Raw genomic sequence first — 15,704 nt, 5'->3', positions numbered from 1 at the left:
CCCACTCTTGAATTAGGAGTTTTTTTATACTATTTTTTTAGTAAAATCAATACTTTTTAAATATTTTTTTACTGATTGAAGAATAAAAAGATTACATCTCTTAGTTAGTAATTTGATAATTTAGATTATTATCTTTATTTTCATTTAATTTCTTCTTTAGATAGTCTTTTAAAAGATTATCTTTGATATCTAAACTAACTTTTTCATTTTCATTTTTTGCATCTTTTTGAATATAGAAAAATAATTTTTCTGAGACATTGCCATGTTTTAAATTATTAGGTAGGGTAATGCTTTTAAATTTATTCATTGCTAAGGCAGACTCTTCGATTTCAACAATATTACTTAGATCAATAGTACTTAATTCATTATTGGCAAAAACTGCAGTTTTTAATTTTTTAAAATTCTTTAACTTATCAAGGTTAATAGATTTAATATTATTATTCATAAATGCGCCATTGCCAATATTAACTATTGATTCAGGCAACTCTAAAGAAGTCAAATTATTATTTAAAAATGCATTATCCTGGATAGATGTTAAATTACTAGATGTTTGATCAAACTTAACTTCTTTAAGACCAAGTCCTTCAAATGCACCTGATTCAATTGTTGTAATACTACTTGGTAAAATAATCTTTTCAATATTAATAGCTCCTGTAGTTGGGTCAAAAATTCCTTCAGGTAATCTAAATTGTGGATTTGAAAAATTAGTTGATGTGTGTGTAAATAAAATTTTTAATGCTTTATCAGAAAATGAAGCTTGTGGAATAACTTTTAGATTTGTAGCTCTACTTAAATCTAAAGTTTTTGTATCTTTATTGTAATTTGCAATCCCATTATTTCCTAAAACATAAGTTTTCGCAAAATCGTTAGCCTTTTCTCCCTTACCACAAGAAACTACAAAAGCTGAAGCTATAATTGGTGACACTGATGCAATTGATAATAATATTTTTTTTGTTGATTTCATAATTGTTACTTATTTTATCATATTTGAAACTAAAAAAATATCTAAGCACTAATTTAGTAATCTAATGAATAATATATTTTTTATTTCAGAATGAATTTTATTTTTTTCCTTATAAACATTAAGAATAAATGCCTTTCTTATTTGAAAAATATTTTTTTGTTTTTGTTTCAACTAAAATAGATAAAAAACTGAATTTTTGAATAAAAAACATGGCTTTTTTAATTAAAAAAACTCAATAAATTAAGTTGAAAAATCAATAAATGCTTACTTTTTCTAAAAGCAATTTATAGTAATATAATAATTAATGTAATTAATGGAGAGATTATGAGATTCAAACGTATATTTTTTATTGTAACAGATGGATTGGGTATCGGACCTGAACCAAGACAAGAAGAATTCGGAGACAAGGGAGCTAATAGTTTATTACATGCTTCAGAAGCTTTACCTTTAGAAATTCCAACTTGAAAATCACTAGGAATTACTGAAATTGCAAAGATTGCAGGACACAACCAAAGAGTTAAAAAACCTTTAGCATATGTTGGCACAATTCATGAAATGTCAAATGGAAAAGATACATTAACTGGACATTGAGAAATGATGGGTATTTATACAAAAACTCCTAACCCTCAATTCACAGAAAAAGGATTTCCAGATGACTTAGTTGCTGAGCTATCAAAAGCATGAGATGGAAGAAAAATCATTGGAAATAGAAACGCATCAGGAACAGTTATTTTAGCTGAACTTGGACATCAACATATGGAAACTGGGGATATGATTATCTATACTTCCCCAGATTCAACATTGCAAATCATTGGTGATGAAAAGACATTGGGTGTTGAAAAATTGAATGCATATGCAAAAAAAGCAAGAGAAATTTGTTCATCAAAACCTGAATGAAATGTTGCTAGAGTTATTTCAAGACCATTTGTTTATGAAAATGGAAAATTCACAAGAACATTTAATAGACATGATTTTGCAAATAGACCTACTGGTCACATTATCATGGAAGACTTACAAAAAGCAGGAATTGAAGTTATTGCTGTTGGAAAAATCAATGACATTTTTACTGGCGTTGGTGTGGATAAAAATTATGGACCAGCTTCTGATGATGAAAACATGGATGTTGCAATTGATATTGCCACATCAGATTCAAAAAATCAATTTATTTTTGTAAATCTAGTTCAATTTGATAGCCACTATGGCCATCGTGAAGATCCAGTTGGATATAGTCAAAATGTTTCGAGATTAGACATTAAATTAGCTAAGTTAATTAATGCAATGAAGGAAGACGACTTACTAATCATGACATCGGATCACGGTAACGATCCAACATTCGGTCCAGATCACACAAGAGAAGCATTGCCATTGACAGTATTTTCTAAATCATTTAAGAATCCAAAAATTCTTGGAACTCTAAAGGGCTTAGGAACTGCAGGTAACATTGTTGCTAAAAACTTTGGTGTTCCACTAATTGAAACTGGAGACGATATTTTTGATCAATTAATATAGTTTAATTTATTATTAAATTAAAACAGGTAAAATGGCCTGTTTTAATTTAAGTTAAAAATCAATAAAATCTATAAAATTATTAGTTATGAAGAAATTGGAAAAAATTACAACACAAGAAGAAAATTTTGCCAAATGATATACAGATGTAATTCAAAATGGTGATTTAATGGCCTATGGTTCTTCAAAAGGGTCAATTATTTTTAAACCTTTATCATTTGGAATTTGAGACAATATTCGTTTAATTTTAGACAAAGAATTTAAAAGAATTGGCGTCAAAAATGTTAATCTGCCTCTTTTAATTCCCGAGAGTCTACTAAATAAAGAAAAAAATCATATTGATGGTTTCAATCCTGAATTAGCAACAGTCACTGAAGTTGGAGGCAAGAAATTAACTGAAAAATTCTTTATTAGACCAACAAGTGAAGTGTTATTTGGTGATTTCTTTAAAAATGAGATTGAATCTTATAATGATCTTCCACTTATTTATAATCAATGAGTAAATGTTTTGAGATGAGAAAAGACAACTAATCCATTCTTAAGAACACGTGAATTTCTATGACAAGAAGGTCACACAATTCATTCAACGCAAGAAGAAGCAGAAACATTAACAAAAAAAATGCTAGATATTTACACATCATTTGTTGAGGAATATTTAGCTATTCCGGTTGTTAAAGGTCAAAAAACCGAACACGAAAAATTTGCTGGCGCAACATACACATACACAATTGAAGCAATGATGAAAGATAAAAAAGCATTGCAAACTGGTACAAGTCATTATTTAGGTCAAAATTTTACAAAAGCTTTTAATATTACATTTAAAAACAAAGAGAATAAACTTGAAAATCCTTATGGAACATCATGAGGAGTTTCAACTAGATTGCTTGGGGCTCTAATAATGACTCATGGGGATGACCGCGGCATCATCATTCCTCCAAAGATTGCTCCAACAAAAGTAGATATTATTGAATTGTTCGCTGCCAAAGATAGTAGAGTTTCAGAAGTTGCATCTCAAATATCAATGCTTTTAGATAATGAATTTATATCTAATGAGATTGATAAAAGCAATAAAAACGCAGGTTTTAAAGCAGCTAATTCCGAAATTCATGGTACACCATTACGGATTGAAATTGGACCTAGAGATTTAGATAATGACGTTGTAACCTTCGTTAGAAGGGATACACTTGAAAAACACCAAGTTCCAATCTCTAATGTATTGCAAATGACTAAAAAGTTACTAGATGATATCCAAAATAATTTATTTAATCAAGCAAAACTAAGATTAATTAATAGCATCAAAATTGCTTATAACTATGATGAATTCAAACAAATAATTAATTCAGGTTATTGAGCAATTACTAAATTCTGCGGTGATTCAATTCTTGAGGATGAAATTAAGAAAGATACTGGCGCAACGTCACGCTGTATGCCATTCAATTTAGACATAAAAATACAAAGCGATAATTGCTTCTACTCAAATAAAAAAACTGATAAAATTGTAATTTTTGCAAAATCTTATTAATCTAATTTAAGGAGTTAAATATGTATAAAAAATTATTAAGAGAAGAATTAAATAATGAACATTTAAATGGTAAGTCAATCGTTGCATTTAGAGCTACATGATGTGGTCCATGTCAAATGATTGGTCCAGAATTGCAACGTCTTGCAACAGAAAATGAAGACATTAATGTTTTTGATTTTGATGTTGATCAAAATGTTGAATTTGCACGTGAAATGGGAGTTAGTGTAATTCCTTCATTATTCTATTATGACGATGGTAAATTAGTAAATTCTACTAGAGGCTATTTACCAGTTGAAGAATTAAAGAAACAATTTATTAAAAAATAAAGTAAATTATGATTAATTTCAAACCAAAAGCCTATTTCACAGACTTAGATGGTACTTTATTAGATTTACCAAAAACAAAAGAAAAGATTAGTGAAAAAAATCTGCAAATATTAAAAGGAAAAAATACTAGTGGTACTCCTTTTATTATTGCCACTGGTCGTTATGCATCTGATTTCGTCTTAGACTTAGCTAAAAAAGCAAACTCTAAATATGTGATTTGCCAAAACGGTGGCATCATTGTTGATTCAAATGGTGAAATTATTGCAAAACATGAAATAAATAAAGACACAGTAATTGAAATTCTTGATTTAATTAAACAAAAGAATCTATTTTTCATTTTAAATAGTGGAAACACAATTTATGGTAATAAAGCTAGACTAAAATTAATTAGACCATGAGTTAGAAGCATGACACAAAAGAATTATGATGATTTGGAAACAATTACTGATTGCACAAAAATAATTGTCTTTGGTACCACTAAAAAAGGAATTAAAAAATTAAAAGAAGAACTAGAGAGTGAATTCAAAAATATTTCAATTTTTATAGTTTCAAAAGGATTTGCAATTGAAATTAATGATATCAATGCAAGCAAAGGAAAAGCTATTGAATTCGTCTCAAAATTACTAGATGTAAATCCAAAAGAAACTATTCATTTTGGTGATTCAGGAAATGATACCTCTTCAATCCCTTATGTTGGTGCCTTTGTTGCGATGAAAAATGCTTTACGAAATGTTAAAAGTCAAGCAGCATGAGTTGCTGGGTCATACAAAAATTCAGGTGTGTATAATGCCATTAAAAAAATTGAAAATTCGAATTAGTTAATTGGAATATAATTTTTTATGTAGATATTAACTTAAATCATCGATTTAATTTAATATGGAGTAAAAAAGGAGAACAATGAAAACAAAAATAGCTATTAATGGCTTTGGAAGAATTGGACGTCTAGTTTTTAGAGAATTAATTAATGACAAAGATTTAGAAGTTGTTGCAATTAATGATTTAACAGATGCTAAAACTTTAGCACATTTATTAAAATACGACACAGCACATGGAACATTTGACTATGAAATTAGTAGCAACGACAAGGCAATAGTTGTCAGCGGCAAAGAATACCTAATTTTCAGTGAAAAAGATCCAAAACAACTACCATGAAGTGAATTAGGTGTTGATATTGTTGTTGAGGGAACTGGTAGATTTTTAACTACCGAATTAGCGCAACTACACATTGATGCTGGAGCTAAAAAGGTTTTAATCACTGCCCCATCAAAGAGTTCTGAAGTCAAAACAGTTGTTTACTCAGTTAATGAGGATTCTTTAACAAAAGATGATGTTATTGTGTCTGGAGCATCATGTACAACTAATTGCTTAGCACCGGTATTAAATGTATTAGAAAAAGAATTTGGTGTGGCAAAAGGATACATGACCACCGTACACTCATATACTGCTGACCAAAGATTACAAGATGCACCTCACTCAGATTTAAGAAGAGCAAGAGCAGCAGCATCAAATATGATTCCTACAACTACTGGAGCAGCTAAGTCAATTGGAAAAGTTATTCCAACATTAAAAGGAAAAATGAATGGTATTGCTTTAAGAGTTCCAACAATCACTGGTTCAATCATTGATTTAACAATTGAACTTAAAAAAGATGTTACAGTTCAAGAAATAAATCAAGCAATGAAAAATGCAGCCTCAGATTCATTAAAATACACTGAAGATCCTATTGTATCTAGTGATGTTATTGGTTCTACAGCAGGAGCAATCTTTGATTCACAATTAACCCAAGCTCTAGAAGTAGATGGTAAGAAGTTATACAAAGTGTATGCATGATACGACAATGAGTCATCATTTGTAAATCAATACATTAGAACTCTAAAACACCTTGCAAATTTAAAATAAAGAATCGCTTATAAAAAATTAGCCCAAGTTAGTTAGGCTAATTTTTTCTTTTTTTATTTTTAATTATTTAAAAAGTGCGTCAAATATTTCTTCGTAGTATTTTACTGGAATAAACTCAACTTCCTTCTTAACTTCTTCAGGAACATCGATTAAATTCTTAGCATTATCATATGGAATAAAAATCTTTTTAATTCCAAATTGCGCTGCAGCAAGTGATTTTTCTTTTAATCCACCAATTGGAAGAACTTTTCCTCTTAGTGTTATTTCACCTGTCATTCCGATATTAGCTGGAACTGCTTTTTTAGATAGGGCACTTATGATTGAAGTAGTAAATGTTACACCGGCTGAAGGGCCATCCTTTGGTATTGCTCCGGCAGGCACGTGAATATGAATTGACTTGTTATCAAAATCAAAATCAATTCCAAATTTTTCTGCGTTAGCTCTTACATAAGCCAATGCAATTTGAGCTGACTCTTTCATAACATCTTTTAAATGTCCAGTTAGTTTTAATCCTTCCTTACCAGGAAAAGTTGTAACCTCAATTGCTAAAGTAGAACCACCAAAACTAGTATATGCCAGTCCATTAACAACTCCTACTTGATCTTTATTCTCATTTTCATCTTCTTCGAATTTAATTGGTCCTAAAAAATCAATTATTATTTCCTCAGATACATCAAAACTATCAGTGATTTCTTTGTCTAAAATCTTAACTACGATTTTACGAGCAATACTATCTAGTAAACGTTTAAGTTCACGAACTCCGCTTTCTCTTGTGTATGAGCAAATTATAAATTCAAGCATTTCAGAAGAAATTTTCATTTGTGATTCAGTTAGAGCATTTTGTTCTAATACTTTAGGCATTAAATGAGTTTTAGCAATCTCTATCTTTTCAGCAGTAGTATAAGTTGATAATTCAAGTAACTCAACTCTATCAATTAAAGCAGCAGGGATACTATCATAGTAGTTTGCTGTTGCAATAAATAAAACTTTTGATAAGTCATATTCAAGATCTAAGTAATGATCTTGGAAGTTAGGATTTTGTTCAGGATCTAGTACTTCAAGCATTGCACTTGTTGGATCACCTCTAAAGTCTGAAGACATTTTATCAATCTCATCAAGCAATATAACTGGGTTTGAAACTCCTGCTTTTTTAATTGCAGAAATTATTTTTCCAGGCATTGCTCCAACATAAGTTCTTCTATGTCCTCTTATTTCACTTTCATCCTTAACTCCACCTAAAGATACCTTAATAAATCTACGTTGTAATGCTTCGGCAATCGATTTTGCTAGAGTAGTTTTACCTGTACCTGGAGGACCAATTAAAGTTAAAATTGGAATATTATTAACTGGATTGTTTAACGTTTCGCCTGTTTTATGAACAAATAGATTCTTATCAATAAAATGTTCGTTATCATTCTTGATTGCAATATATTCTTCATCAGCATTTTTGCTTTTTGTATGAGTTAAAACAGAAATGAATTCTAGAATTCTTTGCTTTGGTTTTTCAAGACCAGAGTGATGCTTATCAAGTATTTTTCTTACATGATTTATATCTATTAATTCTTTGCTTACTTTTCTTCATGGTAACGCTAGAATTAAATCAATGTAATTTTTTGTAATGTTTGCTTCTGGGCTTGATGCCATCATTGATGCTAATCTAGCTTGTTCAATCTTTAGAGCTTCTAAAACATATGATGGATATCTTTTACTTTCTTCAGGGTCTTTTTCAATTTTTTCAGCATTATTTGTCGAATCATCATTAAGCATCGATCTTAATTGCTTAATTTTTTCTCTTACTAGGAAATCTCTTTGAGAATTTTCCATTTCTTCATTCATTTTCTTGCTTAATTCATAATCAACATTAACTGATTCAAATTTTAATGATAATATTGCAACTACTTCATTAATTAATTCATCATTTTTTAAATGAAGTAGTTTAATTAAATCTTCTCTCGTTAGATGAGTTTTAATTATTTTTATAATCGTTCAAATTTTCTCATTCAATTGAGGTTCTTTATATGTAGTGGTTTCAACATCAATAATTTCATTTACGATAAATTTTCTAAATGTCTCAGCGGCAGCAAAATCAAAAGTATTTGGATTAAAGAATTTTGCATCAGATTGATTAGATGGTTTTTTAGCAATAAAATCATCTAATTTTTTTAACGATTTTTGTAATAACTCAATTGAAATTAAACCCTTAGGTTCAATAATTTGCTCATATGAACCAAATATTAAAGGACTACTTTTATCATTCTCATCTAGTTTTAGAAGGTCTCCTAACTTTACAGCTGCTGAACAATTTAATTTAAGTGTATACACACCATTGTTTTCTGTTGAGTTTTTTACTGTTGCAACAACTGCAATATCTTCTATCATATCTCTATTAGTTATTTCAGTTTCTCTTGCAAATTCATCCTTAATAAAAGTAATTAGAATTTTATTTTTATATTCTTTGTTTTCAAGAGATTGCATCATTGCTAAAACTGAATTAGGTTTTCCAACTCTAATTTGATCTGTGTCATATGGCAGAAGAATTTGCTTTTTGATTGGTATAAAAGGTAATATCATTTTTCCTCTTTCAAATTTATTTTTATTTTATTTGATCTGATTAAATATTTCTAATTTTTGAGAAAAAAATAGGAATTATTTAGCAACAATAACTAATGCCGGTTTAATTACACGATCATGCAATTTATATCCGATATTTTTAATTTCAATAATTGTATCTTTTTCTAAATCTGATGTAACTAATTCATAAACCTGATGAATATTAGCATCGAATTGTTCTCCAACACTAGGAATAATTTTTGTAAGTCCGACGCTTAATAACACTTCTTCAACTTGCTTATAAAGCATATTGAATCCAACAATAAAGTTCTTTAAGACTGAGTTATCAATGTTTTGAGCGGCATTGATTGCAATCTCAAAATTATTAAGTGGCAAAATTAATTTTTCTAAAAATGATTGCAAAGCATATAATTTTGCTTCTTTAATTTGTTCTTCTTGGTGTTCTGATATTTTTGCCTTATATTCATTAATTGTAGATTGTGCTTTCTTTTGAACATTAATTGCTTCTTGTTTAAAAACATTTGCATCTAAAATTGCTTTAGTTTTTAGGTTTTCAATATCATCATTAAGTTTTTTAATCTCAGCTTCTTTTAATTGAAGTTCATTCTTCAATTTATTTAAATCATTGCATAAAGATTGATTTTTTTCAATCAATGATCTTTCTTTTGCATTAATTTTTTTTCTTGAGATTAATTTAAGTTTGTAAACAGTCTTTTTATTCTTAAATATTATTTCAGTTTCACTTAATTTCTTACCATTACTAATAATTTCCAATATTAATGGATCAATTTCATCATAATTTCAAATATAGGAATATTTTTTTGACTCTTCCTTTTGATTTGAATTATCCTTTTTCAATAACTCAAATATAACTTGTTCAAATTTTTCAAAAGTTCACATTATCTATCTCCTTTTTTTATTAGTATTGACAATAAATCAAGTGTTTCTAATGATTCTTCAATATCAATGTTTTTGGGACCCATGATTGAAATTTCTTTGATATTTTTATCATTTTCAAAATCAATTTTTTTACTGATTATATTTAAATTTTCTCTAGAGAAATCAAGTCTAATTTTGTTATCCTCATCTAGGTTATTTTCAATCGTTGATCAAACTGAATGTTTTTCAATTAATTCGAGCAATCCAACTAATTCTTCTCTTGAAATATTTTTAGATAAAATCATTGCATCTTTGTTATACGTTTTATTTTGTGTTTTTTCTTCAAAAACAAAAATTGTTTTGATGAATCGCTCAAGGAGGCGCTCATAATTTCCAATTCTTTCCTTAAATAATGGAAGTAGAGCTTTTGCTCTTATTGCTAACTCAATCATTGGTGTATCAATAAGTCGCTCCTTAAATAATCGAATTGCAATTCTAAGATCATTCAATTCAATTCCTTCTTCAAAGTCAAATAGTTTATTTTGCACATTACCAGAACTTGTCACAATAACAATAACTGCTGATTTTTCATCAAGTGGAGTTAGTTGAATACTTTTTAATTTCTCATCTTTATTATTCGAAGTTGCAATAACTGTAAAATGCGCCATTTTACTGATCAAATTAGCTGCTTCATCCAACGTAGTATCAACACTTAATCTTTTTTTAATTAGTATGTCGTTTAGGCTTCGATTAAAAAATTTTTTAGGATTATATGCAATATATTTAGTATAGTATTCAAGACCATAGGTAGTTGGTATTCTTCCACCTGAAGTATGCGGTTTTTCTAAAAAACCTTGCTTTTCTAGATCCGACATAATATTTCTTATTGTTGCAGATGAAAGTTCAAGTTTTTTTATATCAACAAGTTTTTTAGATCCAACTGGTTCGCCTGTTTCAAAAAAAGTCTCAACAATCATTTTAAAAATATCAAGATGACGATTCTTTAAATCCATAATTGAAATAATAAAATTACTCCTTAAAGTTTTATTATCTCAATAATTTTAGCACTAAATTAGCACTTTAACATTTTAATTGCTAAATTTCATTAAATTTAATCTTGACTCTTCTTTTTTAATTAATCTAATATAGTTTGGAATATGTTTAAGCATAATAATAATTGTGCATCCAACTAGAATGTAACTGTGGGATCATAGTGGTATATTTTGATTAATGAAAGATAAAACTCATTCATTATAGTAATAAGGAATGAAACTTAAAAAAGCAAAAACAATTGCTGATATAACTGAAGTAAGCGAAACATATTTAGTAATTAATACTAAACAAAGATAAAATAAAGCAAGCATAAAGAATGTAGTTAAATCAAAGGCTAGAATCATTCCAAAGAAAGACGCCACTCCTTTACCACCTTTAAATTTAAAGTAACAAGGAATAATGTGTCCAATGAATGCTCCTAATCCAGCAAACAAAGGAATAATAGATTTAGTATCACCATTATTAAGAAATTTCTTGAATAAGAAAACTATCATTGTTGGAATAAATGACTTCAAGCAATCAAAGATAAAAACTAAAATTGCAAATTTGAATCCAAATACTCTCAGAGCATTTGTTGAACCCGCATTGTGTGAACCATGTTGTCTTATATCTTTATTTCATTTTTTAGAGATCAAAATGCTTATATTAATTGAACCTATGAAATAAGCAATAATAAAAATTAATAGATTTATTCAAATATATCTTCAATCAAACATATAAAAAATAATACATATTTTTATATAAAAATATTTAATTTAAATATGATAGCAAAAGCGAATTAAAAAATAATAAAACAAAAAAGTAATTTTAAATTTATTGTCAAATTAAATAAATTCTAAAATTACTTTTAAATTTAGTTTCTTAGTTTTAAATTTTTATTTTTTAAATTCTTTTTCTACGTAATCTGAATTGAATAAATAAAGTAAGCTACCTCAATCTAAATCAAATGAGACAATATCCCCTGGTTTATAATCAATTTTGCTATCTTGTGCATTAATAATTAAATGATCTGAAGATCCTCCTAAGATTTTTAGATCTTTATCCTTAGGAATCATAGCATCAAACATCGTATCTAGTTTTCCAATGCCAAGAATAAGTCTTCTTATATTTCCAATATCTTCAAAATATGGAACATGACCAAATGCATCAATCCCACAAGCTCCGACTGGAAGCGATGATTTAAAATCAACTTCAATTACTTCAGCTTCACAATGAAATGCATCACGATACATACCCTCAATTGTTTGACGGTGCATATCTTCAGTTCCGAATATCATTGCAAAACCCATTCTTAAGAAATTTACTTCAGATGGCATTCGATTTTCTCATACCATATGTAAACTTAATGAATTCCCGCCTGACATATGACTTAATTTAATATGCAATTCATTTTCAATTTGATGCTGTAATTCAACAAACTTTGCCATTGCTTCATCTGAGGGAATTCTAGCACCATAGCAACCAAAGTTACAACCTAATCCAATTAATTTAACACCTTTTAACTTATTTATTTCCTTAGCTATTTCAAGTGTTTCCTCAGGTAAATAACCTTCTCTACGATCTCCTAAATCCACCATTAATACAATTTCATGAGGTTTCAGATTTTTAAATATTACATATTCGCTAATCTTCTTAATTACATTAATATCGCCTTGGAGTGATGAATCACACAACTCAAGCATTCTTGGTATCTCAGAAATCATTGGAATTCTTAGAAGTTGCTTATGTCCTTGTATATCTTTATAGACTTCAAAATTGTCAAGTCTTGAATCTCCAAAATATCTAATCCCAGCTTCATAATACAATTCTGCCATTCTTCTATTGCCACAAAATCCCTTAGTCACAGCTAGAACTTCAATGCCTTTTTTTGCACAAATGCCAATAGCTTTTCTTACATTATTTTTAAATTTTTCTTCATCAATAACAATCTTAGGATAACTCATTTTTTTACTTCTTTTTTATATAATGTTTTAACTTAATTCTTTTATAACTTAATTATATTTGATATTTTTTAACTAGTAGTTAAAGATTCTTAGATTCTAATTTCACTTCATTTCTATAGTAAATATTTAGTAATTTATGATAAGAATCTCAATAAATTCAATATTTTTTTAATCAAAATTCAATAAATTATTGAATTATTTCCTTATAATAATTGACTTTAATAAGGTTTATATTTTATTCATTAATAAAAATATACCTATGAATACCCATAAAAAAAATAATAGGAGAATAAATTATGATTAAGAAAATTGCATTACTACTAGGATCATTTGTAACAATTACTCCAACATTGATTGTTGCATCATGTCAAAATAGCAATAATGTCAATGATGACAAATCAAAAGATCCTAAAAAAAATATGGATATTAATTTACCTCAGGCAGATAATCCAAATCTAAAGAAACCTGAAGGTAATTCCACTCAAGATGGAAACAATGCAACACCATCTTTAACACCTGAAACTTCCCCTGAAGGAACGAATCAAGAACAACCAAATTCAACAACAGATGAAAGTTCAAGCTCATCAAGTACAACAGAAACAGAAACAAATAGTAGTAGTAGTAGTAGTTCCGCAGAAGGAAGTACTACTGAAAATACCACCGATAGCAATAGGGGGGGGTTGAGGTTCCACCAACTCCTGAATCTATAGATTCTTCAAATAGTTCAGAAGGATCTACTAGCGGATCTGAAGGAACTAATTCTGAATCAATGTCCCCAACACAACCAGAAACTACAGAAGAAGGAACAACTAGAAGTGATGAACCTCAAGCTGATAGTCCTGAAACTTCTATGAATGAATTACCAAAAGATTTACCTTCTATTCACTCAGAAAATGAAGAGTTATTTAACAAAATAAAGAAATATATAAAAGAAAAGAATGAAATTTGAAATAATAAGCAAGGAAGATTTGGACATACTTTTGAAAATACGATAATGAAAGACGGCAATTTATTTACTTATTCATTATCTTTATTTTCTTTAGGTGCTCAAATAAAAGATTCAGACTCTTATACAGAATATAAGACAAAAAATTCTTATGATGAATCTAGAGCTAGAAAAGATAACTCTATATGAAAAGATATTGTTACAAAATATGAAAGTATAAAAGAGTCATATACTTCTAAATTAAAAGATTTTGTCTCAAAACTAAAAAGATAAAGTAATTTTCTTAATCTGAATTAAAAAATCTAGGACATAAAGCCTAGATTTTTTAATCTTTAAATACTAGTTTAGCTGTATTTCTTACAATGATATTTCTATCTTGCAACAAATCGTATGTAAAAGAAATCAATTCCTTGCTAATAATTACTTTGATTAAATATACATCTAATGCTATTCAGTCTTTTTCTGAAATATTCAATCTATTTTCAATGAATTGATTCTTTTTCATACTCAAACTTTGAGCAGCATATGATATTCTAATTTCATCGTCAGCAACATCTAGAATACAATGCATTTCTTTTTCATCACTGAATTCAATATGACTAAATTTTCCTCTTTCTTCTTCATTGAAATCAACATATTCTGTTTCAATCACTTTTTCTTCATGATTATTAAAATCAGAAATTAATACATATTTTAATTTCATTTTGAAAGTCTTTCAAAAATAATTTCTTTTCCGAATAGAAAAATTGCTTTTGCTAACTCGGGACCATGCTCTTCAAGAGTTGTAGCAATTCTAATTGGCATAAATAATTCTTTACCTTTAAGATTCAATTTTTCTTTTGTTGCTTCAATAGCTTTTTGAATTCCTTCAATACTAAAATCTAAATCTTTTAGATACATAGAAAATGTTTTAACAACATCCAAATTTTGAATTTCTAATTTGGTTTCTTTTTTTGGATTACTGTAGATTAAAAGATTATTTTTAATTTCATTTATTGTTGCTGCAGATTGTTTATAAGTATCAACAAATAACTCATTTCAACTTGCTTCAAATGGAGAGTCAATTTGCTTAATAATTTCTTCATTTGCTGCTTTTTTCATATATTGTTTTGAAAATCATTCCATTTTTACAATATCGAATTTAGAAGGTGATTTAGATAGGCGTTCATAATCAAAATTTTCAATTAATTCAGCATGACTCATAATTTCTTTACTATCTTTTGAGGTTCAACCTAGAAGGGATAAGAAATTGAAAATTGCATGTGGTTGGTAACCTTCATTCTTATAGTCTTCAATGAATTGTTTTAGACTTTTATCTCTTTTTGAAAGTTTCTTACCTTCCATATTTGTAATAATCGTTAAATGTCCAAAGATTGGAGTATCTCAATTTAGTGCTTCATAGATTGCTAGTTGCTTAGGCGTATTTGTAATATGTTCTTCACCTCTTAAAACATGACTTATTTCCATCATGTGATCGTCAACTACAACGGCAAAATTATAAGTTGGATATCCGTCACTTTTCATAATGACAAAATCTCCAATATCATCACTATTTACTTCAATTCTTCCACGAACTAAATCATTTCAACCATAAACGACATTTTTCTTTAATCTTAATCTAATTGAATATTGGTTATTTTCATCTCGCTTTTTTTTCTCTTCATCTGAGATTTTTAGTCAGCTTGAGTCATATCTGAATGATGCAATCTTTGCTTCCTCTTGTTCCTTACGTTGTAGTTCCAACTCTTCAGGTGTATCATAAGCTTTGTAGGCTAAATTTTTACTTAAAAGTTTGTTGATTACTTTTTGATAGATATCAAGTCTTTCAGATTGACGATAGAAACCATATTTTTTATTAGGATTTAAAGGACTTTCGTCAGGAATAATCCCAAGTCATGCCAAATTATCAAGTTGACTTTCTTCTCCGCCTTCAACATTTCTTGCAACGTCTGTATCTTCTAATCTAAAAACAAAGTCACCTTTAAAATGTTTTGCAAATAAATAATTAAATAATGCTGTTCTAGCTCCACCAATGTGTAAATATCCAGTTGGACTAGGGGCATATCTTGTTCTAACTGTTTTCATAACTTTATTC

15 protein-coding genes are annotated in these 15,704 nt (G+C 28.3%); 7 read left to right on the top strand and 8 right to left on the bottom strand.

Translation table 4 applies throughout. The features are described 5' to 3' along the window. Positions 1–100 precede the first annotated feature (100 nt). A complete protein-coding gene (locus tag BCF89_RS01655; RefSeq protein ID WP_111518420.1) occupies positions 101–964 on the bottom strand; it encodes a leucine-rich repeat domain-containing protein in 864 nt (287 codons plus the stop codon). A 324-nt stretch (positions 965–1,288) separates the two neighbouring features. On the opposite strand from BCF89_RS01655, the gene BCF89_RS07945 reads away from it, so the two are divergent. From BCF89_RS07945 to gap, 5 genes are all read left to right on the top strand, one after another. After that, positions 1,289–2,473 (top strand): phosphopentomutase, encoded by a 1,185-nt coding sequence (locus BCF89_RS07945; RefSeq protein ID WP_111518418.1) that lies wholly within the window; start codon positions 1,289–1,291, stop codon positions 2,471–2,473. 85 nt (positions 2,474–2,558) lie between these two features. Beyond that, a complete protein-coding gene (proS, locus tag BCF89_RS07940; RefSeq protein ID WP_111518416.1) occupies positions 2,559–3,992 on the top strand; it encodes a proline--tRNA ligase in 1,434 nt (477 codons plus the stop codon). 20 nt (positions 3,993–4,012) lie between these two features. Continuing rightward, positions 4,013–4,318, top strand: coding sequence for a thioredoxin family protein (locus BCF89_RS01640; RefSeq protein ID WP_111518414.1), 306 nt, complete (start codon positions 4,013–4,015; stop codon positions 4,316–4,318). 8 nt (positions 4,319–4,326) lie between these two features. Further along, the gene (locus tag BCF89_RS01635; protein WP_111518412.1) at positions 4,327–5,136 is read left to right on the top strand and encodes an HAD family hydrolase; all 810 of its coding nucleotides are present in this window, start codon (positions 4,327–4,329) and stop codon (positions 5,134–5,136) included. Between the two features lie 79 nt (positions 5,137–5,215). After that, positions 5,216–6,217 carry a type I glyceraldehyde-3-phosphate dehydrogenase gene (gap, locus tag BCF89_RS01630; RefSeq protein WP_111518410.1) on the top strand — a complete coding sequence of 334 codons (1,002 nt, stop codon included), beginning with the start codon at positions 5,216–5,218 and terminating at the stop codon, positions 6,215–6,217. A gap of 63 nt (positions 6,218–6,280) precedes the next feature. Here gap and lon read toward each other — a convergent pair whose 3' ends face one another. The 5 genes from lon to BCF89_RS07925 all read right to left on the bottom strand — a co-directional run bounded on the left by lon (position 6,281) and on the right by BCF89_RS07925 (position 12,663). After that, complete coding sequence (gene lon / locus BCF89_RS07935; RefSeq protein ID WP_111518408.1) at positions 6,281–8,788, bottom strand: endopeptidase La; 2,508 nt, start codon at positions 8,786–8,788, stop codon at positions 6,281–6,283. A 75-nt stretch (positions 8,789–8,863) separates the two neighbouring features. Further along, entirely contained in the window at positions 8,864–9,688 is an 825-nt protein-coding gene (locus BCF89_RS01620) for a nucleotide exchange factor GrpE (RefSeq protein ID WP_111518406.1), read from the bottom strand. Next, a complete protein-coding gene (gene hrcA, locus BCF89_RS01615) occupies positions 9,688–10,680 on the bottom strand; it encodes a heat-inducible transcriptional repressor HrcA (protein WP_111518404.1) in 993 nt (330 codons plus the stop codon). Before hrcA ends, BCF89_RS01620 begins: the two co-directional genes overlap by 1 nt. Before the next feature lie 75 nt (positions 10,681–10,755). After that, positions 10,756–11,436 carry a glycerol-3-phosphate 1-O-acyltransferase PlsY gene (gene plsY, locus BCF89_RS07930; RefSeq protein WP_111518402.1) on the bottom strand — a complete coding sequence of 227 codons (681 nt, stop codon included), beginning with the start codon at positions 11,434–11,436 and terminating at the stop codon, positions 10,756–10,758. 159 nt (positions 11,437–11,595) lie between these two features. Then, complete coding sequence (locus tag BCF89_RS07925; RefSeq protein WP_111518400.1) at positions 11,596–12,663, bottom strand: alanine/ornithine racemase family PLP-dependent enzyme; 1,068 nt, start codon at positions 12,661–12,663, stop codon at positions 11,596–11,598. Between the two features lie 296 nt (positions 12,664–12,959). Between BCF89_RS07925 and BCF89_RS01600 the strand changes: the two genes are divergently transcribed. Continuing rightward, the gene (locus tag BCF89_RS01600; protein WP_111518398.1) at positions 12,960–13,373 is read left to right on the top strand and encodes a hypothetical protein; all 414 of its coding nucleotides are present in this window, start codon (positions 12,960–12,962) and stop codon (positions 13,371–13,373) included. Positions 13,374–13,432: 59 nt separating this feature from the next. Next, entirely contained in the window at positions 13,433–13,882 is a 450-nt protein-coding gene (locus tag BCF89_RS07920; protein ID WP_111518396.1) for a hypothetical protein, read from the top strand. 52 nt (positions 13,883–13,934) lie between these two features. Here BCF89_RS07920 and BCF89_RS01590 read toward each other — a convergent pair whose 3' ends face one another. Next, positions 13,935–14,312 (bottom strand): hypothetical protein, encoded by a 378-nt coding sequence (locus BCF89_RS01590; protein WP_111518394.1) that lies wholly within the window; start codon positions 14,310–14,312, stop codon positions 13,935–13,937. After that, positions 14,303–15,694: a glutamate--tRNA ligase gene (gltX, locus tag BCF89_RS07915; protein ID WP_111518392.1), complete on the bottom strand. Its 1,392-nt coding sequence runs from the start codon at positions 15,692–15,694 to the stop codon at positions 14,303–14,305. Before gltX ends, BCF89_RS01590 begins: the two co-directional genes overlap by 10 nt. Positions 15,695–15,704 lie beyond the last annotated feature (10 nt).

Source organism: Metamycoplasma auris (assembly GCF_003253435.1).
Lineage (GTDB): Bacteria > Bacillota_I > Bacilli_A > Mycoplasmatales > Metamycoplasmataceae > Metamycoplasma > Metamycoplasma auris.
The sequence above is the reverse complement of the archived record's forward strand: the minus strand, read 5'-3'. Positions and strand labels throughout refer to the sequence as shown.